The 23035-nt window shown below is 59.9% G+C and carries 21 protein-coding genes and 4 pseudogenes; 10 read left to right on the top strand and 15 right to left on the bottom strand.

Translation table 11 applies throughout. From position 1 onward, the window contains the following. The 3 genes from GCT13_RS41190 to GCT13_RS50050 all read right to left on the bottom strand — a co-directional run. Positions 1 to 246 (bottom strand): transposase (locus GCT13_RS41190; protein WP_152767593.1); only part of this gene is annotated, 246 nt, incomplete at its 3' end. 48 nt (positions 247 to 294) lie between these two features. Further along, the gene (locus tag GCT13_RS50045; RefSeq protein ID WP_227747276.1) at positions 295 to 609 is read right to left on the bottom strand and encodes a phosphatase PAP2 family protein; all 315 of its coding nucleotides are present in this window, start codon (positions 607 to 609) and stop codon (positions 295 to 297) included. A gap of 24 nt (positions 610 to 633) precedes the next feature. After that, on the bottom strand, positions 634 to 849 hold the full coding sequence (locus GCT13_RS50050; protein ID WP_227747275.1) for a hypothetical protein: 216 nt from the start codon (positions 847 to 849) through the stop codon (positions 634 to 636). A 1013-nt stretch (positions 850 to 1862) separates the two neighbouring features. Between GCT13_RS50050 and GCT13_RS41200 the strand changes: the two genes are divergently transcribed. After that, positions 1863 to 2303 carry a hypothetical protein gene (locus tag GCT13_RS41200; protein WP_152767594.1) on the top strand — a complete coding sequence of 147 codons (441 nt, stop codon included), beginning with the start codon at positions 1863 to 1865 and terminating at the stop codon, positions 2301 to 2303. A gap of 304 nt (positions 2304 to 2607) precedes the next feature. On the opposite strand, the gene GCT13_RS41205 is transcribed toward GCT13_RS41200, so the two are convergent. The 3 genes from GCT13_RS41205 to GCT13_RS41215 form a co-directional block, all read right to left on the bottom strand. After that, positions 2608 to 3462 carry a GGDEF domain-containing protein gene (locus tag GCT13_RS41205; protein ID WP_152767595.1) on the bottom strand — a complete coding sequence of 285 codons (855 nt, stop codon included), beginning with the start codon at positions 3460 to 3462 and terminating at the stop codon, positions 2608 to 2610. Positions 3463 to 3680: 218 nt separating this feature from the next. Next, a complete protein-coding gene (locus GCT13_RS41210) occupies positions 3681 to 4148 on the bottom strand; it encodes a hypothetical protein (protein WP_152767596.1) in 468 nt (155 codons plus the stop codon). A 291-nt stretch (positions 4149 to 4439) separates the two neighbouring features. Beyond that, positions 4440 to 4787, bottom strand: coding sequence for a hypothetical protein (locus GCT13_RS41215; RefSeq protein WP_152767597.1), 348 nt, complete (start codon positions 4785 to 4787; stop codon positions 4440 to 4442). A gap of 1022 nt (positions 4788 to 5809) precedes the next feature. Between GCT13_RS41215 and GCT13_RS41220 the strand changes: the two are divergent. Next, positions 5810 to 6148 (top strand): annotated as a pseudogene (locus tag GCT13_RS41220) (FAD-dependent oxidoreductase); the annotation flags it as partial. Positions 6149 to 6153: 5 nt separating this feature from the next. On the opposite strand, the gene GCT13_RS41225 reads toward GCT13_RS41220, so the two are convergent. From GCT13_RS41225 to sdhC, 5 genes are read right to left on the bottom strand one after another with little or no spacing between them, the layout of a single operon-like run. Continuing rightward, entirely contained in the window at positions 6154 to 6426 is a 273-nt protein-coding gene (locus GCT13_RS41225) for an FAD assembly factor SdhE (RefSeq protein ID WP_152767598.1), read from the bottom strand. Between the two features lies 1 nt (position 6427). Continuing rightward, positions 6428 to 7132: a succinate dehydrogenase iron-sulfur subunit gene (locus GCT13_RS41230; protein WP_008924387.1), complete on the bottom strand. Its 705-nt coding sequence runs from the start codon at positions 7130 to 7132 to the stop codon at positions 6428 to 6430. 22 nt (positions 7133 to 7154) lie between these two features. After that, positions 7155 to 8930 carry a succinate dehydrogenase flavoprotein subunit gene (gene sdhA / locus GCT13_RS41235; RefSeq protein ID WP_152767599.1) on the bottom strand — a complete coding sequence of 592 codons (1776 nt, stop codon included), beginning with the start codon at positions 8928 to 8930 and terminating at the stop codon, positions 7155 to 7157. A 4-nt stretch (positions 8931 to 8934) separates the two neighbouring features. After that, positions 8935 to 9303 (bottom strand): succinate dehydrogenase, hydrophobic membrane anchor protein, encoded by a 369-nt coding sequence (sdhD, locus tag GCT13_RS41240; protein ID WP_152767600.1) that lies wholly within the window; start codon positions 9301 to 9303, stop codon positions 8935 to 8937. A 4-nt stretch (positions 9304 to 9307) separates the two neighbouring features. Next, positions 9308 to 9724 carry a succinate dehydrogenase, cytochrome b556 subunit gene (gene sdhC, locus GCT13_RS41245; protein WP_152767601.1) on the bottom strand — a complete coding sequence of 139 codons (417 nt, stop codon included), beginning with the start codon at positions 9722 to 9724 and terminating at the stop codon, positions 9308 to 9310. Between the two features lie 232 nt (positions 9725 to 9956). Between sdhC and GCT13_RS41250 the strand changes: the two genes are divergently transcribed. The 5 genes from GCT13_RS41250 to GCT13_RS41265 all read left to right on the top strand — a co-directional run bounded on the left by GCT13_RS41250 (position 9957) and on the right by GCT13_RS41265 (position 13007). Next, positions 9957 to 10856, top strand: a complete 900-nt coding sequence (locus GCT13_RS41250) for a LysR family transcriptional regulator (protein WP_152767602.1) — start codon at positions 9957 to 9959, stop codon at positions 10854 to 10856. A 573-nt stretch (positions 10857 to 11429) separates the two neighbouring features. Further along, the gene (locus GCT13_RS48835; RefSeq protein WP_193727905.1) at positions 11430 to 11606 is read left to right on the top strand and encodes a hypothetical protein; all 177 of its coding nucleotides are present in this window, start codon (positions 11430 to 11432) and stop codon (positions 11604 to 11606) included. 90 nt (positions 11607 to 11696) lie between these two features. Next, positions 11697 to 11876 (top strand): hypothetical protein, encoded by a 180-nt coding sequence (locus tag GCT13_RS41255; protein ID WP_152766542.1) that lies wholly within the window; start codon positions 11697 to 11699, stop codon positions 11874 to 11876. Between the two features lie 17 nt (positions 11877 to 11893). Continuing rightward, positions 11894 to 12073 (top strand): hypothetical protein, encoded by a 180-nt coding sequence (locus GCT13_RS41260; RefSeq protein ID WP_152767603.1) that lies wholly within the window; start codon positions 11894 to 11896, stop codon positions 12071 to 12073. A gap of 730 nt (positions 12074 to 12803) precedes the next feature. Continuing rightward, positions 12804 to 13007, top strand: a complete 204-nt coding sequence (locus GCT13_RS41265; protein ID WP_007577962.1) for a cold-shock protein — start codon at positions 12804 to 12806, stop codon at positions 13005 to 13007. 150 nt (positions 13008 to 13157) lie between these two features. On the opposite strand, the gene GCT13_RS41270 is transcribed toward GCT13_RS41265, so the two are convergent. From GCT13_RS41270 to GCT13_RS41285, 3 genes are all read right to left on the bottom strand, one after another. Beyond that, positions 13158 to 13904, bottom strand: coding sequence for an H-NS family nucleoid-associated regulatory protein (locus GCT13_RS41270; RefSeq protein ID WP_152767604.1), 747 nt, complete (start codon positions 13902 to 13904; stop codon positions 13158 to 13160). 968 nt (positions 13905 to 14872) lie between these two features. Further along, positions 14873 to 16330, bottom strand: coding sequence for a UvrD-helicase domain-containing protein (locus GCT13_RS41275; RefSeq protein ID WP_152767605.1), 1458 nt, complete (start codon positions 16328 to 16330; stop codon positions 14873 to 14875). Positions 16331 to 16925: 595 nt separating this feature from the next. Continuing rightward, positions 16926 to 17975, bottom strand: a complete 1050-nt coding sequence (locus tag GCT13_RS41285) for a hypothetical protein (RefSeq protein ID WP_152767607.1) — start codon at positions 17973 to 17975, stop codon at positions 16926 to 16928. Positions 17976 to 18787: 812 nt separating this feature from the next. Between GCT13_RS41285 and GCT13_RS41290 the strand changes: the two are divergent. The 3 genes and pseudogenes from GCT13_RS41290 to GCT13_RS41310 form a co-directional block, all read left to right on the top strand. Continuing rightward, positions 18788 to 19396: pseudogene (locus GCT13_RS41290) on the top strand (DUF2242 domain-containing protein); the annotation flags it as partial. Positions 19397 to 21241: 1845 nt separating this feature from the next. Beyond that, complete coding sequence (locus GCT13_RS41305; protein WP_152767610.1) at positions 21242 to 21592, top strand: hypothetical protein; 351 nt, start codon at positions 21242 to 21244, stop codon at positions 21590 to 21592. 419 nt (positions 21593 to 22011) lie between these two features. Continuing rightward, positions 22012 to 22341 (top strand): annotated as a pseudogene (locus GCT13_RS41310) (transposase); the annotation flags it as partial. Between the two features lie 137 nt (positions 22342 to 22478). Here the strand turns inward: GCT13_RS41310 and GCT13_RS41315 are convergent. After that, a pseudogene (locus GCT13_RS41315) lies at positions 22479 to 23035 on the bottom strand (polyhydroxyalkanoate depolymerase); the annotation flags it as partial.

Consider the following 23035-nt stretch of genomic DNA (forward strand, 5'->3'; position numbering starts at 1 on the left):
GATGTCGCGCTCCATTTTTAACTGGCGATTCTCACGGCGCAGCCGCGTAAGCTCCTGCCGCTCGGCCGTGGTCAGCCCGTCATGACGCACCCCAGCATCACGTTCGGCTTGCGCAACCCAGTTGGTGATGGTCTGCGCCGTCGGTTCGAACTCGCGAGCGAGCTCCTGCGGTGTGCGCCCGGCCTTGACCAGTTCCACCATCTGCGCCCGGAATTCCGCCGGGTACGGTGTACGAGTCTTGCCCATTTCGGCACCTCCTGTAAAAGGATAGGTGTCCGTTTTGCCGGGTCAACTTCACCCTACCGCCGCGCCCAGTGCCCAGCCGGCCAGGACATCGGTCTGCCAGTGCGCCTGGCTTTTCACGCGAGCGATCGAATCATAAAGCGGCAACAGTTCAAGTGCCCAGACCCACGGATCACGGCGACCATAGTTGACGATGAATGGTGTGACGAAGCTCGCCTGAAGGGTAACTTCGCCGTTCGGAAAACTGTCTCCGCCGCTGAACCACTGGTTAGGGCCCTGACCAGCGCTCGGCCGCTGGCGACCGAACGCGTATTTCATTCCTTGCGCCGCTACCGCCGATATGGCCGAACATCGGCTGTTTGCCAGAAAGTGTGGCCCCGCTCATTGTCGTTACCAAGCCAGCCCCACACACCCCTCCGTGGCGATGACGGCGTATTCGAGAGCGAGTTGGACGTTGCGGTCCCAGATTCCGCTCTGGTCCAGCGCGACTTCGTGATCAATGCGATCAATGCCACCAGCATGCGCACCGGAAACCACGAGTGCGATAATCGCGGCAGGGCCGCACTTTCTGACCGCGGCCATGATTCGAGAAGTCATCAAACCCATTTTCGACCTCCGGGAAGCGTTGGCGATGATCCCTCTACTCACTTATGGGTCGGACGATCACCCTCCACCCTTCGATGATCAAGAGCCTTTTGCCCATACACGAACACGCGCAGATCTCGCAATCGTGTGCCCGCACTTAGACACAGTCATGACCGCGTTCGCGGACGTTTTGCCGATGCTGGCCAACGCCATCACCGGTAGGTGCGACTACGTCGACTGGCTTGGTCGATCGCATCGGCGCTGGTGGCGGCGCGCGGCTTACCGGAGAAACGAAAATGCAGGATCACTGGAGCGCGGAACCGAAACGCGTCGGATACACAGAGACCATCGCCGTCGGCCGAGACAGAAATCTGACGTTGTCGAAGCGCTGAACGATAGGCAACTAGCGCGACAGCACGTGTCGTGGCGATCGCGATAGATACCCCTGCTAGCAAGCCTATCCGGAACGTCGCGGTTTAAAAGGTCGATTCGTCGATATTGAAAAGTCAAATCATCGCTGCCACGATTATATCGATAACCAAGGTGGCAATTGATGCCGTTATCAGGTGTGCGCGCAACGACTCAACCGTCGTGACCTTCAATTGGGGCCTCTACATATAGCCGCGAATCCGGCGTGTCTATATGAATGACGTTGCAAGGTGTCTGCTACTGACCATCCGGTAGCCAGATCCATCTGCCCGAGCGTAACGGAGCGATCTGTTAAGCACCGTGCTTTTTCGAACGTTTTGGTGGAGAACTCCGGGATAACACTGAAAAACTGCCGCTGCTTATTCGCACGCACGTCACTACAACTGGGCGCAGCTTTGCCTGATTTCGGCGATGGGTCTGGCCGTCGGCGTGATAGGCCTGGCCGGTTATATCTCGGATAGTCGTTTACCATGACTGTCTATGCCGTTGAACGACCCTCAGCAAGTATGATGAAAACCAGCAAAGTTTTGATGATTCTCGGAGGGCTGCTCGTTGGCGCAGCAGGTGCTTCTTACCTGATGCTCCTTGAGGCAGACCATCGTGCCATGGCGGAAGCCAGAGCCGGCATCGACGAGTCCTTGCGAACGCCCGCCATCGACTCGCCCGTCAGCGGCGATCAGGTGACGCAAGGCAGTATCGATTCGTCGAAAGCATCCGGCGCGATCACGAAGGGGGCTTCCGTCGCACAGCAACCCGCTGCGCCCGTTCCTGCTCCCGCGCCTGTGAAAGCTGCACCGCGATCCGGCCCCAGCGTACTCGCCTCGACGCAACCGTCCGACGACACGGATGCCGATGCCTCCGACGAACCGCAGCAAGGCGCGCGTTCCGCGCCCGCGGCCGTGCCCAATTCCGCTGCCGCACGCGCCGACCGGAGCAAACAGACGGGACGCGCCACCCGGCATGCGCACCGGGCAAAACCGAAGGAAACGTTGATGTCCCGGCTCGCCGCGATGTTCCGCAAGGTCGTCCACCCCCGCCACAGCTAGGAACCGGGCAACAACTCCGATCCGTAGTTACATCCCTGACCCGGCGGCGTGAAGCGAACCGTCCCAGGGCGCTTGAGTCCGCTTTTCCTCTGCCTCGACCTACAAGAGCCGCTTAACGGCAAGTGCAGAGTCTGCGATGTCCTGAATCGTGTTGCAGCCCGTCAACGAAAGCAAACCGCCTACTAACAACGACACTGCTATAACGCGTTTAAGCATCCTTAGCAACCTCCCATCTGTACGTCCGAAAACCCCATGGCGAATCGCACGTCATCACACACCCCATCGGCTACCGGCGAGTCGGGTCTTAGGGCGACACCTCTAGCGTTGGTGCCGGCGCGTCTGCTGACAACGTCGCGGCGCGCACGCGGTTGCGTCCCGCCGCTTTTGCCTCGTTCAACTGCAGGTCGGCAGCCTCCTTCAGTTCATCTGCGCTGGACATGTGAAGGGGCTCACAGGTTGCGCATCCGACGCTGACAGTGAGGCAGCCTTGCCGGGTTCCATGCGTCTGTATCTGCAGGTCCTGAACCCGTCGCCGGATAGTCGAGGCCACGCTCAACACCTTTTCGGGCGAACGGTTGCCCAGAACGACACCGAACTCATCACCGCCGTAGCGTGCGACAAACCCGCCTGTTACCGCAATGATAGCGGCAATGCAGTTTGCGACCGTAATCAGGACGTCATCGCCAATTTCGTGGCCGAGCGTGTCGTTGAAGCGCTTGAAGTGGTCGATGTCCACCAGAATGACCGATAGCGGGACACCTTTTCGGCGTGCTATTCCCCACTTCGCCGTCAATGCAGCGTCCAGGCTCTTCCAGTTGGCGAGGCCCGTGAGCGCGTCGGTCCTGGAAAGCCTGCGCAGTTTCCGGTGGTTTAACAGCTCTTCGCGATGGGCAAACCGGGAAAGCAACGTGGCCGCTGCCGCGAGAGCCACGGTGGTAATCGCATAGCCAGTGAGGATGGCGTTGGTGACGCCCCGGAGCGTCGATTCGACCGTGAGAAAGGCAAAGACCAGTGCGGCCGCCGCGCCGGCCATTGCGGCTAAAACAGGGTGCTTGCTGAACGACCGTGCCACAGAGGCGAGCACGGCGGTCACCCGGCTGGATAGCGGCCGGGGGCGCAACGGGGGTCGGGAATACGTTTTATTAGAAGAACCAGGCATGGCAACCTCCAGCCATCAGAAGTCGAGAGGCCGGCTCAGACGTTGTTCGCGTGGCGCGGTACGCGCCAGCGTAGCCATTCCAAGCATAAGGCGATTTTGGACGGCCTCCTTCGACGCGTTGTCGCGAAGGCTCTCCGTTAGAAGGATTCCCGCCACAGCCAGCGGACGTGCCAGCGGAAAGGCGTCGCACAAGGCGCCTCTCCCTTATTGCCGAAGACCTAAAAGTCCCAGGTAGCGCATGCAAGGGCCGCTGCCTCCTGTTCATCGTGGCAGGGCCCTACAACACCGGCACCATTGTGATGGGCGAAGAAATCGCCATTTTCCTTTCGCAGAATCCGGACACCGTACGCCGCACAGCGCTCGAGCGGCGAGCGCGGCACCATGCCCGGGTCCGACCGCGCCAGCAAGATGCTTTGCACCACGCGCACATCGTCGCACACGTCACGAATCGGGCCGTGACCGAGTTTAGCGAGCCGGCCTGAGAAGCGGTCGGAATCAAACCCCGCCACCGTACCTCCGCCTGCATTCAACTGCGTTTGCAGGGCGGCATTCGTCCTGAAGCCCAGACCGAACGCAATCGCTTCGCTGAGATGGGACGACGGGATCTTGGGAAGAGTCTGATGCAGCGCACGCTTGAGCTGCGCAAGCGCGTCAAAAGCGAGAGGAAAGTCAGGGGCGATCGCCATGAAAAACTCCTTCGTTAAGCTCGACGTTCCCCGATTACGCGCCAAGCGACAATGAAGGTGCTCGTGGCGAATCAATGCAGGATTAGTTGCGCTGTCTTTGACCCGGGGACAGGTCTGGCTCCAGCAGCCGCGGAGCCATTATGTCAGGGGATCGCCGCGCAAGGCAAGTCTTACGGCCCGACGGAATGACACAGCAGCGCCCGTCCCTTCCCCTCAACCTGTTCAGACTGCAACCGGTTCGACATTCTGCGCGCGCCATGCGCTGACGCGAGGGTAGCCTCAGGCCGCCTGCTATGCTTCCGGGGTGCGCCGTACGGCTATATTCCTGGCCGACTCAAGCAGGGCTTTGACGACCAAAGGGCGAGGCACAACGGTGAGCTGGTGCTCATACACGGCCAGCGCGGCGCGCACCGCCTCGTAATCGGTGTCGGCGATCTTCCACTGCCCGGTATCTCGCGCGTCCCAGTCGACACGAACCATGGCAGCATGCGCATGGCGAACGGTGTCCAACTCGTCCTGTTGATATCCCGCCAGACACAGTCGCTCACTGACGATGAGCTGTTGACCAAGCACCGCGAAAACACCCCGGTTGCCCTTGCCTCGATGCAGTGCATCGAGCGTGGAAAACGCTTTCAGCAAGAGGGATGTCGTAGCATCCATCGGAGCGGCCTGCTGCCTTAACGCTCCCAGAAGCGGTGGGATGACCGGTCGGACAGCTTTGCGGGGAGAGGATTTTCTGGTCACGGGGCACGTACAGACGTGGAGAAATAGCTGGAAACCTGGCCACACATTGTAGCAATCCCGCACACCTCGCCTAACGGCCTGCCTCCTTCCAGGCGGCCGGCACTCCACACCGCGTCAGACGGCTCATCGGCTGGCTCCCATGGCCGTTGGTTTTCATCCAGCCAGTCGCTCAGCCTTTTGCAGAACTCCTCCATGTCGAACACCGCGCCAGACCGGGTGACAAGTAGATTCTTGGGGATCTGTAGCGAAGAGGAGACATCCACTCGAATGCCATGCGTGCGCTTTCTCGCCCGGATTTCCACTTGTTGTGGACAGGCTGGCCCGGATCGGGCGCAGGTGCGGCGCAGGCTGTGATTGGCTCCATGGACATCGATTCCGGTTCCAATAAACAGGTGCTCGCGACCGTTGGACTTCGCCATAGGTTCTAACAGGTAGCCGGCGCAATGTATGAAACTCGGCCGCTGGACAGACTTTGGCGGTCAAGTCTAGGACAACCCTCTCTCCTTGGGTTTCCGGCCTTCGGGCCGGTTTTTTTCACAAGCCGCGGCCTCGGCCGGGCAGTCGCCAGGCGTAGGCCCGTCGTCGGTGACGCCCCAGAAACCAGCTCGAGTAATTCACCATGAGTAACTTGCCTCCCCCCTCTACTGCCTGGTGGCGTTCGAAGCAAGCGCGACGTATACGAGTTTTACGAGGGAAGCTCAGGTCGCTACATCGCTACATCTCTCGCAAAGCGCGGTCAGCAGGAAGATTTCAAGTCTCGCGAGTGATCTGTCCGCCTCGAATCGCCGAGCCTGAACAGTGAAGTCCTTACCAATGAATCGATAACGCAAACCGCGTCTGCAATATAGTTACCCAGGCGGGCGTCGCGGATACGCCGCTCGAGCGAACGGCGTGTGCGTTCCTGCTCTTAGGCGCGCGGGTCTCAGCGGCTCGAGAAAGTGCACTACAGGCAACAAGGCGACGAAGCGGAACAAAGCATCGCTACGCATCATCTTTTTCTGTTTATCGGGGCACAGCCTAACACGAGTTGGCTGCAAACCTGCGGCGTAGAGGTGGATTCGAAGGGCTTCGTATTGACCCGTACTGACGTGCCAGAAGGCGCAATGCGCTCCCTGCCATTGCAGACGAGCGTCGACGGCGTATTCGCGATTGGCGACGTACGTGCGGGTTCCATCAAGCGCGTTGCTGCGGCCGTTGGAGAAGGCGCAGCCGTGGTCGCGCAGATTCATAGTTTTCTGACAGCGACCGCGCGTTAAGGCCGCTACACGGTGCGCAGCGTCTCCAGCACCCGCGCGACATCGGCGTCGGCGAGGTCGCCTTCCGGTTCCTTGCGTGCGAGAAGCAAGTCCATCAGGTCGTTATCGCTCAGTTCGAGCAGGCGCGTGAGCGCGCCCACATCTGCATCACTGAGGTCATGCTCATATCGGCTGAAAAAACGCTCGAAGATCAGATCGTTTTCCAGCAGGCCGCGCCGCGCGCGCCAGCGCAGACGCGCGCGGCGTAGAGGGTCGGACTGATGCGATGATCCGTCCATTTCAGACAGCGCGGCGAACCATCAATTCCTTGATCTTGCCGATCGCCTTCGTCGGATTGAGGCCCTTCGGGCACACGTCGACGCAGTTCATGATCGTATGGCAACGGAACAGACGGTACGGATCTTCCAGGTTGTCGAGACGCTCGCCCGTCGCCTGGTCGCGGCTGTCCGCGATGAAGCGATAGGCTTGCAGCAGGCCCGCCGGGCCGACGAACTTGTCCGGGTTCCACCAGAAGCTCGGGCACGACGTCGAGCAGCTGGCGCACAGGATGCATTCGTACAGGCCGTCGAGCTCGTCGCGTTCTTCCGGCGACTGCAGACGTTCCTTTTCCGGCGGCGGTGTATCGTTGATCAGGTACGGCTTGATCGAGTGATACTGGTTGAAGAACTGCGTGAAGTCGCAGATCAGGTCGCGCACGACGGGCAGGCCCGGCAGCGGACGCAGCACGATCTTCTGCGGCAGGTCGTTCAGATTCGTCAGGCAGGCAAGACCGTTCTTGCCGTTGATGTTCATCGCGTCCGAACCGCACACGCCTTCGCGGCACGAACGGCGGAACGACAGCGTTTCGTCCAGTGCCTTCAGCTTGACGAGCGCGTCCAGCAGCATGCGCTCGTGCGAGTCGATTTCGATCTCGTACGTCTGCATGCGCGGCGCGGCGTCCTTGTCCGGGTCGTAGCGATAGATTTCAAAAGTACGCTTGGCCATTTCTCAGATCCTTTGATGTGCCTTAGAAGGTACGCGCTTTCGGCGGCACCGATTCGACGGTCAGCGGCTGCATGTGAACCGGCTTGTAGTCGAGGCGATCGCCTTCGCTGAACCACAGCGTATGGCGCAGCCAGTTTTCGTCGTCGCGATGTTCGAAGTCGCTCTGCGCGTGCGCGCCGCGGCTTTCCTTGCGGGCCTCCGCCGACACCATCGTCGCGCGCGCCACTTCGATCAGGTTCTCCACTTCGAGCGCTTCGACGCGCGCGGTGTTGAACACCTTCGACTTGTCCTTCAGATGGACGTGAGCTGCGCGTTCCTTCAGTTCCTTCATCTTTTCCACGCCTTCAGCCAGCAGCTTCGACGTACGGAACACACCTGCATGCGCCTGCATCGTCGAGCGGATGTCGCCCGCGACAACCTGCGCGTATTCACCGGAGCTGGAGTTGTCGAGCTTCGCGAGACGCGACAGCGCGAAGTCGGCGGCGTCGGCCGGCAGCGGCTTGTGTTCCTTGATTTCCTTCACGTGCTTGACGATGTGGTTGCCGGCGGCGCGGCCGAACACCACGAGGTCGAGCAGCGAGTTCGTGCCCAGGCGGTTCGCGCCGTGGACCGACACGCACGAGCATTCGCCGACGGCATAGAAACCGTTGACGGGCTCTTCGTGACCCCTCGACGTCCCCACGACCTGGCCGTGGATGTTCGTCGGAATGCCGCCCATCTGATAGTGGATGGTCGGCACGACGGGGATCGGCTCTTTGATGCAGTCGACGTTCGCGAACTTCAGCGCGATTTCGCGGATCGACGGCAGACGCTTCATGATCGTCTCCGCGCCGATGTGCGACAGGTCGATCAGCACGTGGTCCTTGTTCGGACCGACGCCACGGCCTTCCTTGATTTCCTGGTCCATCGAACGCGAAACGAAGTCGCGCGGCGCCAGGTCCTTCAGCGTCGGCGCGTAGCGCTCCATGAAGCGCTCGCCGTTCGAGTTGCGCAGAATGCCGCCTTCGCCGCGCACGCCTTCCGTGATCAGCACGCCCGCGCCCGCCACGCCCGTCGGGTGGAACTGCCAGAACTCCATGTCCTGCAGCGCGATGCCCGAGCGGGCCGCCATGCCGAGGCCGTCGCCCGTGTTGATGAACGCGTTCGTCGATGCCGCGAAGATGCGGCCCGCGCCGCCCGTGGCGAACAGCGTGGTTTTGCCTTCGAGGATGTAGACGTCGCCCGTTTCCATTTCGAGCGCGGTCACGCCCAGCACGTCGCCGTCGGCGTCGCGGATCAGGTCCAGCGCCATCCATTCGACGAAGAACTGCGTCTTGGCCGCGACGTTCTGCTGATACAGCGTGTGCAGCAGTGCGTGGCCGGTACGGTCAGCCGCTGCGCAGGCGCGCTGCACGGGTTTTTCGCCGTAGTTCGCGGTGTGGCCGCCGAACGGGCGCTGGTAGATCGTGCCGTCAGCGTTGCGGTCGAACGGCATGCCGAAGTGTTCCAGCTCGTACACGGCATTCGGCGCTTCGCGGCACATGAACTCGATCGCGTCCTGGTCGCCGAGCCAGTCGGAGCCCTTGATCGTGTCGTAGAAATGATAGTGCCAGTTGTCTTCGCTCATGTTGCCGAGCGATGCGCCAATGCCGCCTTGTGCCGCGACCGTGTGCGAGCGCGTCGGGAAGACCTTCGACAGCACGCAGACCGACAGGCCCGCACGCGCGAGTTGCAGCGAGGCGCGCATCCCTGAGCCGCCCGCGCCGACGATGACCACGTCGAAGCGGCGACGCGGCAGAGAATTCTTGATTGCAGCCATTCTTTTACACTCTCCAGAGAATCTGCGCAGCGTAGCCCGCGCATGCGAGCAGCCAGACGATCGTCAACGCTTGAAGCAGAAGCCGCGTGCCAACGGGCTTGATGTAGTCCATCCAGATGTCGCGGATGCCGACCCAGGCGTGATAGAACAGCGACAGCAGCGTGACGAAGGTGGCGAGCTTCATCCATTGCGTAGCGAAGATCGCGGCCCAGCCGTCGTAAGAGAATGCCTGCGCGCCGAAGAACCAGCACAGCAGGATGACGGTGTAGACGGCCATGATGACGGCCGTGACGCGCTGTGCGAGCCAGTCGCGCAGACCGTAGTGAGCGCCGACGACGAGGCGCTTCGAGCCAACACGGTTATTAGCTGACATTTTTTTAGAATGCTCCGAACAGTTTGAGCGCGAATGCAATCGTCAACACCGACGACACGACGAACACGACGATCGACGTGTTCTTGCCGCGTTCCTTCGACACTGCGTCATGGTTCATGTCCATCAACAGGTGACGGACGCCGGCGCAGAAGTGGAACAGGAAGGCCCACGCGAGAACGAGCGTGATGAGCTTGACGATGATGTTGGACAGGAAGCCCTTGAAAACTTCGAAACTGAGTTCAGATGTGAGACTCTGGTCGAAGAGGTACAGCAGGAACGGAAGGAAGATGAAGAGCAGTCCACCGCTTACGCGGTGAAGAATCGACACACGCCCCGCGAGAGGAAGGCGATATGACGTCAATATCTGCCCGATACCGATGTTCCGGAATTCCGGCCTCGGTTTTTTTACGGCTTCAGCCATGCTAGACCCCTTCTCTGAATAGATAACAGATCGCATCCGCCATCGTGATGTGGCGCCATTGTGAATGGTCCGTCCGCATCATTTCGCGATGTTGTGGGGAAAGGGACTGCGGCACAGATCAGACGACCGCCGGCAAGCCTTTACGCGACGGATTGCCGCAATTTTCGTCCGTTGGTGATATTCTGTCCAATATCTATCTCGTCTTTCTGAAATATCTTTTATAGATATCGCAATGGAACTCCGGCACATCCGATATTTCCTTGCCGTAGCAGAGGAACGCAATGTGACGCGTGCTGCGGAAAAGCTGGGAATCGGTCAACCGCCGCTCAGTCAGCAAATTCATGCGCTGGAGGACGAACTGGGTGTCCGGCTGTTTCGTCGTACCGGTCATGGTGTGCTTCTCACCGAAGCCGGAGAAGCGTTTGCGGTCGATGCGAAGCGCCTGCTCGATGATGCGCGACATGCAATCAAAAGCGCACAAAGCGCTGGGCGCGGTGAGACGGGACAACTGAACATCGGCTTTACCGGGTCGGCTGCGTTCAATCCAGTGGTGTCGAACCTGATCCGTCAGTATCGACAGTCATATCCGGCTGTCTCGCTGACACTGGCCGAAGGTAATACGGCGCAGTTACTCGCGTATCTGGACGACGGTCGGCTCGACGTTGCATTCGTGCGTCTTGGAAGTCAATCGCCGGCTGGGGTTGCGTTCCACCACATTGCTGTTGAGCCTATGAGGCTTGTCTTGCCCACCACGCACCCGCTAGCGAAAAGACGCAAAATTCCTCTAATTGCACTTGCAAAAGACCCCTTTGTGCTGCTTCCTCGCGATGCGAGCCCAACCTTGCACGATGTGATCGTGGGTGCGTGCCGTGACGCCGGATTCGAACCCGTCATGGGTCAGCAAGCTCCCCAACTGTCGTCGGTCGTTAATTTGGTGGCGGCGGAATTTGGTGTGTCGCTGGTACCAGCATCCGTATGCCAGATCCAGGTTGAGGGGGTCGTCTATGCAGATGTGCTCCGTGGAAATATCTCAATTCGCCTGGCACTCGCTTCACGCAAGAACACATCGATCGCAAAGACTGCCAATTTTCTCGCGATTGCAGACCATCTGACGGCAACCTCTCGGACCTGAAGGCGCATACGTCCAACCAGACGATGACAACTTCACCATCAAGAATTTCGGCGAGGATGCCTCCGCGATACGTCAATGAAAGCGGATTACCTCGGACGGCCGAATGCAAAAGACGACGACAGTCATCACTTAAACGCGCCGCCTGAGAATGTTTTAACTGCATTGTGTTGCCGCCAGAGACACTTCTGAGCCACCACTCCCCTTCTGCCCTCCCAACGAACACGGTCTCAACTTCATCCGTGGCTTCATCGTCGTTAGCGTGTAGCAATGCCGGACAGGGATCTCGGCGCGAAATGCGTGGGCGTGCTGGGTCCTGTTGAGCAAGCTTGGCCGAGGATCGCGCGGCAGTCGCGGTAGTACTTACAGTAAGCCGTGCTCGACACACATGGTCTCGAATCGCCCTGTCTTCGTATCTAGGTACTGATGCCAATATCGGACGAATGACGCACAAGGAAAAAACGCGCTGCTCGAACATCGCGAACGCCCGCGACGGTCTACAGCATCGTCGTGCGAGTTGCCTCGATCTGAGGACGCTTGGTGGATAAAATAGGATGTCCACATGGGGAGATCATCATGCCAATAGTGCTAGTCCAGCAGTTTCATAAGGTCGACGACAAATTCCAGAAAGTAGGTGAGCCGAACGAGCTCGATGTGACCGACGACGAGCGGGATCAGCTTGAGCGCGCAGCGGAGGTCGTGTATCTGGGGAGCCTCGACGGCTATTTCGCGCTTGCCGCCGGGGAGGAGTAACCCGGCGACACTTCGGGCGCTGGCGCGCCCCACCCCGTAGACAGGGCCGACGCCCGGCGTAGAACGCGCCATTCATCCGGGGAAGCCATCATGCCGAAAGTGCTAGTCCAGCAGTTCTATCAGGACAATGGCGAACTTTTCGTGGAGCTAGGCGGGCCGCGGGAGGTCAACGTGACTGATGCCGAACTCGACCTGCTTGAAAGCGCCCAGGAGATCATCTTCCTGGACGACCATGGCGGGTATTTCGCCCTTGCCCCCGAAGGCGAGTAGCCAACAGGCGATCGGCGGTGGTGACCTTTCTGATGACGATCATTGCGGCGGGTGTAGACGCATATCTCAACACCTATCTGCGCGAAAAAGGCAAGAATCTCGCAACCAAGGTCTCGCGAACGCAACTATTGGGCCGACTGCGTCCCACGACCGAGCACGATGATCGTCTCGGGCGCGCGCATCATGCAAAGGCATAAAGCGGACCCTCAACCCCTCAACGGGGTAATCGTACTTCTCGTGCTGAAAATGGCGCTCGCATGACGCCGAACCGCTCGCAGCAAGGCTTTGCGAGCATACACGTCTCGCGCGATCGAATGACTTGCAAGTCATTGATTAACCATCACTTCTCCGCTCCTACCGCCAGAATTTGCACGAGAAGTACGATCACCCCATATCGGGGTTCGGTTTCCTCGAACCGCTATTCCCGATGCATGCAGCCTGATGTGATCCGCGCACTCACCATACGAGCAGGCCGTTGACCTGGATCGTTTCCGGGAGGGTTGGGTGCTAAACATAGCGGCCTTATCCCCGACCGCTGAAAGGCCGTGAAGATCTATCGACGCAGTGGAGACGACGTCCGCTGCCAACGCCTTGCGTGTGGCCCTGAGAGAATCTGTGACGTGTCGATGGCTCGCGAGCTTCGGAACCGGCTGCCGCGCGCCAGTCAAATCAGTCTCCGCGGCGACAGGGGACCGTTGTCGCGCCAACGCAAGACGCCGCAACAGCGATGCAGCCACCGTCCGCCGGCGCGACCAGCGCCTGAGCCGGTTCGGGCCAGGGAAAAGCAGACCATGTGCTGTCGGCAGACGTACCGATTGGCAGGTATCATCCCGACGTGGTAAATGTTCTTCTGTCGCGGGCGGCCGCTCTCGCTCTGTGTGGAACGGCGGTCGCGAACGCGGATTTCAAACGTCTACAGGTTCAAAAATGGCAACCGGTACAGTTAAATGGTTTAACGATGCAAAGGGCTTTGGGTTCATCACGCCGGACGAAGGCGGCGAAGACCTGTTCGCCCACTTCTCCGAAATCAAGACTGAAGGCTTCAAGTCATTGCAGGAAAACCAGAAAGTAAGCTTCGAAGTGAAGATGGGGCCGAAGGGCAAGCAGGCCGCCAATATCAAGCCTGTCTAAGCGGCGCGCGCAACCTGACAAGTGCCCCGCCCCGTGCGGCTCAAGTTTTTTTAGGTTCAGCGTGTCGGGAGTCCGTGCACGGTAGCATTCCGGTGCACCGATTCGAGCAGGACCGGCAGGCCCTGCTCATAACCGTCATCTCACTGACAATCAGCCCGCGACGGGCACCGAGACGCTTTCGCTGGCTGGTACAACTGCTACCGGATTGTTCGGCGCACGCTTCGCAGGCGCCTTCCTCGCCGCAGCTTTCCTGACTGCGGCCTTCCTCGCTGATACTGGCTTTGGCAGTGCCTTGGCTTTCTTCGCGACAACCGTTTTTTCCTTTACCTTTTTGGTCGCGGCCTGTTTCACGGTTGCCTTGGTGGACGAAACGGCCTTCGAGCCTGAACCGCCCGCTTCCGCGGTGACAATCAGAAACTTCGAACGGTCTTTGGCACCAGCCAACCATGCCGGCGCCGGACCGCGACCACTCCATGTCGCCCCACTTTTGGGGTCACGGTATTTCGGCGCCTGGGGGCCCTTCACGTAGTTGCCCGCCTTCGCGGGTTTCTTCGCGGCAACGGCCGGTTGTGCAACGCTGCCGTCGATCAGAAACTTCGTCCGGTCACGTACGCTCGCGATCCACGCCGGCGCGCGGCCTTGCCCCGTCCAGGTAGCACCCGTCTTCGGATGACGGTACATTGCCGACGCCGCTGGTTTGGCAACCGTTGCGGCGCCTGGCTTGCGACCACGCTTCTTGCCGCCGGTATGTGCTTCGATGTCCGCAACGGTCAGGCCATGCTTTTCCATGATGTCACGAATCTTTGCGATAACGCCGGACGACTGCTTTGCGGCAAGCGCTTCGGCTTGGGCCTGCAACCTGGCGATTTTCCCCTGCACGTTTTCGAGCGTAGCCATGATTTCCTCTTTGTGTATGTAGTAATGGCCGAACTATGCCAGCAAGTAAGCCGCAGGTCGATGGTGGAGCGCTACAATTCGGGAATGCTTCAATTCAAAACGAACAATTGGGTTCTTCATCGGCTTTGGATAAGCTGAACTTACGGATGAGCGACTGCGACAGATGGATTCGATAGCGCGAGCCCTGTTGCCCTCTAGGCTGTGGAGAAAAGCAATGGTAGAAAGGCTGTTCGATACATCGCATCGCGAGCATCCCGACTCGTCCCAATCTCGAGGTTAGAGCCAGCGCAACTCCTGCAAATCCTCACCGTTATCGACCTGAGCACGCGGAAGAGCGGAGAGTGCTTGCCCGCCTTTGGAATGTGTCAAGCCAGGTGGTGTTGCGCAAAAGTCATTTGAGTACGTCTCTTAGCGCATTTTCCCGAAACACCGATCGTGCTGCGTCATAGAATGAATCCGCTTGCCGTATGAACAGATTCGCAATCGGATACTAATTCAAACGAGAGTCGACCGCGACCATTTGCGTCACCCTCGCGGTAGTCCGAAAATGCGCCGTAACAAGGGTTCAACGTAACCAATTGCTGACGTCCCGCGGTCAGCCTGTAAAGGCTTGTATCGCGGCCCCGGTACAATCAGAATGATCGAAGCCCTCAGCGGATCATTTCGACGCCGGACTCAAACCTGATGCCAACGGAAGCTCCCTCGCCGTTCGTTCGCCTTTCTCCCGACGTCCTCTTTAGTCGGGAAGTGCTCGGCCGTCGGCTTGATGAAGAACCGTTTTCGCTCTCCAGCATCGCTGTGCGTCCTGCGCCAAGGCCCCGGGCAATCACCCGGAAAAGCGCAGTCCGGTCCGACGTCGCTCCGACTGAACAGCCATCCCTCTTCTGAACATCGCTGCACTTCGACGAATCGCGGCCGACGATCTGAACACCCTCCTCGTCCAATTCTTCCGCGAGCGATCAGATTCATCATCTGAACAACCGCAGGAGCGCTTCGCGAAGGTCCGATACGTCCAGCACGTGCTGCGCGCGCGTGCACGCGACGTAGAGCAGCCGCAGCTCGTCCTCCTCCACAGTCAGGCGGCCATCGACGTATTTGAACAGAAAATCGTTGATGACTTTCACCCGCTTCCATTCGAGGCCCTTGGCCCGGTGCACCGTGGAGATGACGTAATCGGCCCGCGCTTCAGGCGTAATCCGTTGTGCCAGCGAGCGCAGATAGCCGGTTCCGAATTCGTCGACAATCCGCACGACGGGAAGCAGATCGGCGCCGGCCGCGCTGCGGGCGAAAGTCTGTGCATCCTTCCACGTCTCAAACAGCGAAAATGCTGCAGGTCTGTAGGCCCGTCGCCCCTCGAGCAGTCTGTCTGCCCCATCTGCATACGCAACAATTTCCGCGGGACTCATGCGGATTGACGGTCGGTGGCCCGCCTCCACGCCTGCGGCCAGATGCCAGATGGCTGACACGTTCTTGCGGCAAAGGATGGCATCAACGGGTGGAGCGACCATCGGGTCTTCGACGATGATCGAGCCGATCGTGCCCCGGCCGCGAACGGCTGTCTGCTCGCCCAGCAGCCCGAGTAGCCGGCTGGCGAGCGTGGCGAACGTGTGACCGAAACGAAAGGACTCGGTCAGCGCGTGTTGGGGTGCGTCGATCTGCGCCATGGCGTTCACTGCGCCACGCCATTCATATATCTGCTGGTACGGGTCACCCACGTAGACGATCTGGGCATGTGACTGCCGGTTCAGAAGCCACAGCATCACGCAATCGCTGTCCTGGGCCTCGTCGAACAGGATGAAGTCGGATTCGATGCGCGGCTGCCCCTGCGCCCAGACCTTCAGATAGACGTCGGGAATGATGGCGCTGCGGCCACGTGGGTCCGTGCTCTCACTCCACAGACGCGTGACATAGGGGCTCAGTCTTTCCCGCAGCCAGTCGGCGGCTTTATCGTCGATCTTCTCGTCGACGGGAACATGGATAGCGTTCGGCGCGTCGTCAGCCGAGCGGCAGAACCTGCCCAGTCCATCGACAATCATGCGACCCAGCTCGAACGGGGTGAGTTCGACGGTCTTTCCCGTCACGATGGGCACCTCGACTGGACCGATGCCATAGCGGGCAGCGAGTTCGTGAGGCGGCTCCGCGGGATGGCTCACCCGCGCGGCAAGCGCGGGCGACACGGATCGGTAGGCCAGCGAGTGGACGGTTCCGGCCATCACGTTGGGCGGAAAGCCGCGCCGCGCGTGCTCCGCAATCTCGCGGTTAAACGCCAGATAGATGCCGCGCTGATGCGCGAGGCGGTTTGCGACAAGCCGTAGCGTCGAGGTCTTGCCCGCACCCGCGTAGGCCTTGATCTTGAGATCGCTGCCGCCGGCGATAGCATCGACGATTGCCTGCTGTTCAGGTGTCGGTCTTATCAAACGAGCCATGTGCAGTTCGGGAGCGGATGTACCGACAGTCTACGCGGAACGCACAGGCTGCAACTGCAATGCGCTGCGCCAACCAGGCAACCACCTCGTCCAGCGAACTCGACAAAATCCGGTCCGTCCTTCGATGAAGGATTCGCAGCAGCGTCCGACGCCCTTGAGCCGGCTCCTGCCAGGACCGTCGACCAGCAACCCGAAGATAGTTTGTCCGAGGAAGCGCAAATGCCAAAGAAAGTAGTCGGCGGTTCGCCGAGAGCCGTCAAGAATTCTCGAAGCGACATGCGGGGCGTCAGCGGGTGTTACGTCAACCGTAGACGTTCCACTGACCCGCATCACGTTCGCGGCATCAGCCTCAACCAAGGGAAATGACTGTTTGTCTTAACGATTGTTGGACGCCCGCCCTTGCCCACACATCTGTTAGCGTGCATTGGAGCGAGCTGGCGGTCGCGTCCAGCAGTCCTTACTAAGAGCAGCGGAATGACGTTGGCTAGAGCTGGAGGATACGACGGCTTGGCCCAGGAAGGTTCGCGCCGCGGCGCAGTGTGTATCCGTTGCTAGTTGATAGCATCGGGCTGCACCGGGGTGAAGCCCGGCGGCTTCACGGTCCGGTCTTGCCGGAATCAACGTTCGAGTGCTCGACGAGCGCCTTCGCTCCGGTGCTGCTCGAATCGATTAACAGCGCATTACTGGCGTTTTGCCAAACGCACTGTCGACGTTCCTCCCCGGCGCAACTGCGTGCCGCCTTCAATGCCGCATCACGAGCCCTTTCCCGCGAAACCAGGTCCAGCTTCATCAGGAGTGCATCGCGATTGTCCGGCTGCAGAGAAAGCGCCCAATAGACTCCTGATCGGGCCGTACGCAAGTCGCTTTTCTCGAGACCGTCGTGCGCTCGCGCAAGCGCAAGCGAGATCAGCCTGTGATGTCTGCCTCCCTGTCCCCTGTCACTTGACGTCGCGTACTGTGATGGTGCTTCTTCGTTCTGCGAAGCAGAGAATGATGCCTGAGACGGTCTCGACGCCACGGTAGAAGCAGTAGGCGTCACCGACGAAGCGCCAATCGTGAGCGGGACAGCGGTCGTTATTGTCGGCGCTTGCTCCGTTGTAGGATTTTGCGGAGTGATCGAGCCTCCCGTCGCCTCCGAACCTTGGGCGATGGTCGGACCCTGTGCGATGGTCGAGGCCGGGTTATGATGACTCATGTCATCCGACGTCACGATGCCTTGCACGATAGTCGATCTTGCCCGCTGATCGCGCGTGTCGGAATCGACAGACCGGTGCAAAAGTACCGCCCCGCCGAAGAGCACGACGACCGCCGGCAACATCAGCGCCGCGCCCGTTTTTAGGCCCCAACGACTGGCACCGCTGGGCAATGGCGGACGCACGCCGCCATATCTATGATCGGTATCTGCCGACGGGAAAACGGGTGCCGACCGCCAAGGCCACAACCGCCCGTCACTCATAATGTTGGCACGCCCGGCCGCTGCGCGCGTCGCTGCCACACGGGGTTTCTTCCTCGGCGCACGATCGCCGAACGCAAGCCGCGCAGGCACGCCGCAGTGGGGACAGAAAGAAACCGTCCCCGATACCCTGCCGCCGCAGCGCGCGCAGGTTGCCGGAAAAATCGGGCCATGTGCGGTTTGATCACCCATCGTCAAAATCTCCTGGAAAATGTGGCCGATACGACGGGCACAGATAGCGCTCGATTCGATACGCGACGTTGCTTCATTGCGACGACGGGACCAAATCGAACCGCGAGTCCAATATCGGGCAGCGGGGGACCAGCGTCAACCCCGACATGGCGAGTTCATGTCAGACAATACCGGCGCACACACGAGGGCGAGCCAGGACGAGAGCCGCCGAATGGGAACATGTCAAAACATCAATGGCGCGTGCAACGCGCCTTCTGCGATGTACTCGCGCCGTCCGTGCCGTCTTCCTGCCTGGCGGCGATTCCGAATTCGTCGGACGACACTGACGCCTTCGCAGAGCGAGGACCTGGCATTAGCCAGTCTGATCGGTGTGGACGCGTGCGGCCGTACGACTTCACGTGAGCCCTTCCCGATACAAAATTGCGTGCATCGGTCAGCGGCCTGTGGTCGGCAATCCGGGCGGGGGCGCGCCCTGTTAATACATCGCAATATTGGTTGTCATATGACAACCTGATCGTCGCAGGAAAGTGCTTTTCAGATTTCGGACACGGTGAGTCAGTGTCCTCGGGAGACGAACTGCGTTCGCACCACTGAAGCATCCCCTTCCATCTTATCGAGCCGACTGTTCTGGCGCGCGACTCAAAAAATCCCGCTGAAGGTTGTTGTAGGGAAACGGAACTATAATGGCGCCGCCCATTCACTTTCAGGTCGGCCGCAGGATGCGACTCGCGCGTGCTGCGTACAAGCAATTTGGTATCCTAAATTTTTTGAATCCGACCCTTCTTCGCTCGTGCCAATCCTTCGAATCAGTCATGCACACCAAGTTCCGCACTTTTTCGGCGGCTTCCATGCTGCTTGCGCTTGTGAGCGCACTATCTGCCTGCTCGACACCAAAGCCGCTCTACCAGCAAGAACAGTTTGACGCGAGCGACAGCCCTTATATGCATAGATTCGCCGCGAAAGCAGAGCCCGCATGCGAAGCCGCGCGACGTGCGTTGCTCAGTCAGGGGTACATCGCCAGTTCGACGAAGCCCGATTCGGTGGATGGCTCGAAGAATTTTCAGCCTAACAACGATTCGCACGCAGTGATTGAAATCCACGTGGTATGCACAACCGACGGCCTCAAAAGCAACAGCAGTACCGCGTACGTGAACGCGGTGCAGGATCGCTATGCGCTGAAGAAGAGCAACACTTCGGCCAGCGTGGGGCTGAGCGTGTTCGGATCCCTGTCACTGCCGATTGGCTCAAGCGACGATTCGATGGTAAAGGTCGCGAGTGAGACGATTCCCGCCGGCGTGTTCTATCAGCGTTTCTTTGCGCTGGTGGACCATTACCTGAAGGCCGACGCCGCGCAACCGGCCGACGTTGCTGCCGCCGCAACGCCCAAGGAGGCCCTGCCGTCGATGAACGATGCTGTACCTCCGATTGGTGCAGCACAGACAGGTGATGATTCGCAGAAGGCGACGAGCACCAAGTAGGCGTCGACGTAGCGTGCACTCGAACGTGCCCGATCCGCATTCTGTCCGCTGACCATCCGATGCAGTCAGGTGATGGCCAGTGGCTCGCCACGTGGCGCTGCGCTTTCCCTATGTAACCGACGCCCAATTCTCGAGTTCTGCACGCTCCTGCTCCTCCTCCGACGTTTCTGTTGTGTCAGTAACTGCACTTGAGCGTGCGCTGGAGCGAGTCGCCGTTCCGCGTAATGCAGGGGGCGCAGCGCCCCCCAGCGAGTTGCTCCATCGCGACAAGTAGCCATTCGAGCAACGCGACAAGTTCTACCGTTCGGCAACCTGGAGGCGGCGTCGTTTGTTGACCGGCATCAATGTTGCATATTCGCGTGCCGTGAGCATTGCCTTTCCTCTTGATACGAAAAGCTGTCGTGATCGTCCCGAACAGACTCGACGGCCGCCGTGCACAGCACGTTCGTTCCTAGGGCAGGCACTTGCGAGAAGACCGTATTCCAAATGTTACGTAGGCCGCGACGATGCGGTCGCGGTTTAGAAAAAAGTCGACAGACGATATGCAATCGCCCCGGTCCGCCGCCTCTTTATCGCCTCTTCCTGCGCGCCATGGATTGCCCTTCCGACGCACCATCGAGCGCGGACGTGGCCCTCGCCGGGCAGCGGATTCACGTGCATTTCCAATCACTACGGACCGCTTGTCGTGCGCGCGGCGCCATCTCCCAGCATGGCATCGATAAAGGCGCGAGCCCTGCGGTCGACGCTAGCGATCGCGACGCCCTCCGAAGCGTACATAACGGGATGGGCGAAATCACCGATAACATCTCGCTGTGACGTCCTTCGCAACGACCACGTAACGCGGTATCTCACTACGAGTTCGCCGGACAATCGAATCGTCCGCGGCTCTATGCGAGCTCGCATAACGAATCCGCGATAACGTCCGACAATGTACACTTTCATCTATTGGCTCCACAAATTATTTCGCGCTCAAGCGGTGTTGCAGGCCAACGCGATGGATGCTGCCGACCACGTGCGACGGGCCTCTCCAATACCGGAGACAGTAAACCAGCTTGCGGAAGCAATCGCAGTCACTGCGCTTCACTCCTGCAGGTCGGCTTTCGCTTCCCACTCCTCTGGCCTGTTTCGTTCGTGAAGCGGCGGTGTCGGTTCCCGCGCCGGGCTCTTTTTGCGTATGTTTTGGCGATTTGTGGGGAAACGTACCGATAAGATGAAAGGATCGGTCGTACGCGCAAGTCGCTTACGAAAGGTGAGCGTTCTTGTGCGATGCCAACGTGCTGAGCCAACGTGCTGAGCCAACGTGCTGAGCCAACATACTGACGCCCTGGCTCCGAAGAAGCAGTGGAACGCATGCGAGGCGGCCCATGGTGACCTAAAAACCGGGCGCGCTGCTTAGTACAATTGTCGCAAAGGCCGAAGCCCAGGCGGCGGGTTGCCAGGACATCGTACCGAGACCTGATGCTCCCGGAAGCCATCGTTCGTTCGCTTCTCGTTTGACGTCATCTTCAGTCGTGAAGTGCTCTGCTGTCATGTCGAGGAAGAGCCCTTTCTTCTCTTCGGCGGCACCGTGCGTTGTGCATCACGTCCGTCCGCAAGACGCTCCGGAATGGACAATGCGGCGCCACGCCGCTCCCGCCGAACAGCCTTCCCTCTTCTGAGCGCCGCGACGTGTCCGTGCGAATCACGCACCCGATCACGGAAAAATTCTCCAGCGTCAACCCATATCGTCGGTATCGCGTTGTAGGACCAGCGCTGAACTTTTTCAGGCGCAAAAAAATGGAGAATCACATGAAGACGATGTTCGCTGCTCTGGCTTCCGCCCTGCTCGTTTCGACGGCTTTCGCACAAACTGCAGCACCGGCACCGTCGACCCCTGCGACGACGGCGATGCAGGCTGGCAAGGCTGACCTGAAGGCCGGCACCGAAGCACAAGCCGGCGCTACCAAGACGACGGCCGGCAAGGCGTCTGGTGAAGCCGGCGTCAAGAAGATTCCCGCCGCACACGCGAAGGCCAAGGCACACAAGGTGAGCAAGAAGACGCACGCTGTCAAGGCGGGGCCTTCGAAGGCCAAGGCCGATGCAGGCAACGAGGCAAATGGTGCTGCCGCGAAAACCGATGCACCCGTGAAAACGCAATAAAGAACGATCGGGCACACACCGGCCCGTTGCTATTGGAATGCCGCACAGGGGGCCGAGTCCAGCGCTCGCCCTGTTTCGTTGGCGCTTCAGTCAACGGCTCCCTCTGCCGCCTTCTGGCTTTGCCATTGCAAGGATTGTTGCCATAGGTTGCGGCGTGCGTGCATTTTGCTATTTACACGCATCCTTTCGCATCACTAATGACGCGGCCAAATGCCCCGCTCTTCAAACGGATGTTGCCTTTAGCCGCGCGGGCAGCCGTCGCGCCAGTCATAGATGTTCCTTTTGCAGTTCTCGATAACCGTGTATCGGCCGCGCGTAATGAACTGATTCGCTGTCGATTACGGTATTCCCCAAGACAGACATTTGCCCCGGCGCGATCAAATCTGAAGTGCAACACCTTCCTCGTGTAAGGTGCGCACATGCAAAAAAGAAGAACGTATCAACAGCTTCAGCCTGAAGAGCGCATGACCATTGCAAGCATGAAGCAGCAGGGTTCGAGTGTTCGGGCCATGGCCCGAACACTCGGGCGCCCGGCATCAACTGTCAGCCGCGAGCTGACCAGAAACACGTGTTCTGCCGTGGGCTATGCGTCTGCGCCGGCGCAGTCGCTCAGCACGAGCCGACGCGAGGCTGCGCGCCCATGTCCCAAGCTGCACCCTCAAAGCGTGTCGTGGCGCGTCGTACTCACCCTGCTGGAATGGAAGTGGTCGCCCCAGCAGATCTCAGGTACCCTCAAGCGCATGTGGCCCGTGCGACACGAAGTCGCCTGTAAAAGTTGTTCCCACGGCAACGGAGGGATCCACCCGTGTCACCGGGTGAATCTAGGAGCCTGAATCAAGAGCGGCACCTCGCCCTTGCCGTGCAACGAGACCACGCGCATGGCCGCGAACCACTCGATCGAATTCTGCGTCGCGAGCGAGTTGACGGCCGTCGGGCTCTTGCGGGCGTCGATCGGGCCACCCATCATCGTCATCGTGCGCGGCGTGTCTTCGCCGCGGCTCGCCATCAGCGAGATGGCGGCGAGCACGGGCACCGTCGGCTGGCACACCGAAATCACGTGCAGGTTCTTCGCGCCGATGTGGCGGATGAATTCCTGGATATACGCGATGTAAGCGTCCAGATCGAACGAGCCGTCTTCGAGCGGTACCATGCGCGCGTCGATCCAGTCCGTGATGTACACCTTGTGGTCCTGCAGCAGCGTGCGCACGGTGTCGCGCAGCAGCGTCGAATGGTGGCCCGACAGCGGCGCGCACACCAGCACGACGGGCTCTTCCTTGAGTTGCGTGACGGCGTCGCTGTCGTCGGAATAGCGCTTGAAGCGCAGCAGACGGCAGAACGGCTTTTCGACGATCGTCTGTTCGACGATGGGAATGTTGCGGCCGTCCTTGACGATCTGATGCAGGTTGAACTCGGGCTTTTCGTAATCCTTGCCGAGGCGGTACA

The sequence above is a fragment of the Paraburkholderia franconis genome, from assembly GCF_009362735.1.
Taxonomy (GTDB): Bacteria; Pseudomonadota; Gammaproteobacteria; order Burkholderiales; family Burkholderiaceae; genus Paraburkholderia; species Paraburkholderia franconis.

What these genes read in the sequence shown, in the direction of transcription:
- GCT13_RS50050 (WP_227747275.1), bottom strand. Translation starts at nt 849, where the DNA reads ATGGGTTTGATGACTTCTCGAATCATGGCCGCGGTCAGAAAGTGCGGC.
- GCT13_RS41200 (WP_152767594.1), top strand. Translation starts at nt 1,863, where the DNA reads ATGGCGGAAGCCAGAGCCGGCATCGACGAGTCCTTGCGAACGCCCGCC.
- GCT13_RS41205 (WP_152767595.1), bottom strand. Translation starts at nt 3,462, where the DNA reads ATGCCTGGTTCTTCTAATAAAACGTATTCCCGACCCCCGTTGCGCCCC.
- GCT13_RS41210 (WP_152767596.1), bottom strand. Translation starts at nt 4,148, where the DNA reads ATGGCGATCGCCCCTGACTTTCCTCTCGCTTTTGACGCGCTTGCGCAG.
- GCT13_RS41225 (WP_152767598.1), bottom strand. Translation starts at nt 6,426, where the DNA reads ATGGACGGATCATCGCATCAGTCCGACCCTCTACGCCGCGCGCGTCTG.
- GCT13_RS41230 (WP_008924387.1), bottom strand. Translation starts at nt 7,132, where the DNA reads ATGGCCAAGCGTACTTTTGAAATCTATCGCTACGACCCGGACAAGGAC.
- sdhA (WP_152767599.1), bottom strand. Translation starts at nt 8,930, where the DNA reads ATGGCTGCAATCAAGAATTCTCTGCCGCGTCGCCGCTTCGACGTGGTC.
- sdhD (WP_152767600.1), bottom strand. Translation starts at nt 9,303, where the DNA reads ATGTCAGCTAATAACCGTGTTGGCTCGAAGCGCCTCGTCGTCGGCGCT.
- sdhC (WP_152767601.1), bottom strand. Translation starts at nt 9,724, where the DNA reads ATGGCTGAAGCCGTAAAAAAACCGAGGCCGGAATTCCGGAACATCGGT.
- GCT13_RS41250 (WP_152767602.1), top strand. Translation starts at nt 9,957, where the DNA reads ATGGAACTCCGGCACATCCGATATTTCCTTGCCGTAGCAGAGGAACGC.
- GCT13_RS48835 (WP_193727905.1), top strand. Translation starts at nt 11,430, where the DNA reads ATGCCAATAGTGCTAGTCCAGCAGTTTCATAAGGTCGACGACAAATTC.
- GCT13_RS41255 (WP_152766542.1), top strand. Translation starts at nt 11,697, where the DNA reads ATGCCGAAAGTGCTAGTCCAGCAGTTCTATCAGGACAATGGCGAACTT.
- GCT13_RS41265 (WP_007577962.1), top strand. Translation starts at nt 12,804, where the DNA reads ATGGCAACCGGTACAGTTAAATGGTTTAACGATGCAAAGGGCTTTGGG.
- GCT13_RS41270 (WP_152767604.1), bottom strand. Translation starts at nt 13,904, where the DNA reads ATGGCTACGCTCGAAAACGTGCAGGGGAAAATCGCCAGGTTGCAGGCC.
- GCT13_RS41275 (WP_152767605.1), bottom strand. Translation starts at nt 16,330, where the DNA reads ATGGCTCGTTTGATAAGACCGACACCTGAACAGCAGGCAATCGTCGAT.
- GCT13_RS41285 (WP_152767607.1), bottom strand. Translation starts at nt 17,975, where the DNA reads ATGGGTGATCAAACCGCACATGGCCCGATTTTTCCGGCAACCTGCGCG.
- GCT13_RS41305 (WP_152767610.1), top strand. Translation starts at nt 21,242, where the DNA reads ATGAAGACGATGTTCGCTGCTCTGGCTTCCGCCCTGCTCGTTTCGACG.